This is a genomic window from Martinezella sp. CNPSo 3890 (assembly GCF_057784455.1).
In genome coordinates this window covers 1-1460 of record NZ_JBXSOR010000042.1, presented here as the reverse complement: position 1 = coordinate 1460, position 1460 = coordinate 1, and the positions used below count along the sequence as shown (strand labels likewise).

Below are 1460 nucleotides of genomic sequence, written 5' to 3'. Positions count from 1 at the left end.
TGTGGCGAAGGATTTGGAATGTCCGCTGTGGTGCAAAGTTAAAATGTCACCTTGAGCTGCCACACGGCACGATGGCCAGCCCCGATCTGACCGGCTGATCCGGTTGCAAGATCAGATCGGGGCGGGTGGAACATACCCCTTCGGCTTTAGCTTTGAGACTATGCGATCAACCGTTTACTCCGCGGCCCGCTGCCGCGACAGCGCTGTCTCACGCCGTGCAAGAACCTTCGGATCGTTCAGGAAATCCGTCTTCCGTCCAGGCTTGGTGCCGCGCGGTGTGTAGCCAATCCGTTCGCTGTTGGTCTTCACTTTTGGCTTCGGCTGCTGGTCCTGACGCTCCTTGATATAGGCCAGCACATCACCAAGGCGTTTGTTCTCGGTGATCGCCGCATGCGTCACCCGCTGATCCTTGTCGAACGTCCTATAGGGCAGGGAATAGCCCTTCCAACGCACATCCAGCCGACCATCCGCATAGGCATAAGTCTCGACATAGCGACCAGCCAATCCGCGCGTCACCTCGGTCTCCTCCAGCATGATCCGCTGGCGCTCAAACGAAAACGTCAGCTGCGATCCGACATAGCGCTGCTCGCGCTTACACAGGATCTCAGTCAATCGATCCGGCGCCAGGTTTATCGGCCGATGCAGGTCATCGGACCGGGCAGGGGCAATCGCAAACCGCGCATTGTAGTCCTCCATAAAGCCAGGCAAAAACGCATTGCCCGCCTCCATGTCGCAGATGCCCGCCAGCCGTAACTCCTTGACCAGCCGGTCCTGCAGCGTCCGGTTCATCCGCTCGACACGGCCCTTGGCCTGGCTCGAATTTGCGCAAAGAATCTCAATGTTTAGCTCGCAAAGCGCACGTCCGAACTGGGTCATGCCCTGACCACCCTTTGCATCCTTTTTAGCCACCCGGAACACCGAATGCTTGTCTGAATAAAAGGCAACCGGTGCGCCATGACGCTTGAGATAAAGCGCCAGCGCCTCGAAATAGCTGAAGGCACTTTCCGAACGCACGAAGCGCAACTGCATCAACTTGCCGGTCGCATCATCGACGAACACCAGCAGCGAACACGGATTACCACGGTCCTCAAACCAGCGGTGCTCGGAGCCGTCGATCTGCACCAGCTCGCCATAGGCCTCGCGCCGCAACCGCGGCTGATGAAACGTCCGGCGCTGCTTGCGCGACAGCCATAGTCCAGCCTCGACCATCCAGCTGCGCACCGTCTCACGCGATACCCGCAAGCCATCGCGTTCGGCCAGCTTCTCCGACGCCAGCGTCGGCCCGAAGTCCGCATAGCGTTCGCCAATCAGCGTCACCGCGTAATCGCGAACGCCATCGCTGATCCGATTGTTCGACGGTCGGCCGATCGCCTTGTGCCGGATCGATGCCGCACCGGTCGTCCGGATCCGCTCCAACAGCCGGCGAACCTGGCGCGTGCTCAAGTCCAGGACACGCGCCG

The 1460-nt window shown here is 60.1% G+C and carries 1 protein-coding gene; it reads right to left on the bottom strand.

Annotated elements, in window-relative coordinates:
• Positions 1-174: 174 nt before the first annotated feature.
• Positions 175-1460: ISNCY family transposase (locus AC13RC_RS34060; RefSeq protein ID WP_488559791.1), on the bottom strand; the 1286-nt coding region annotated here is incomplete at its 5' end.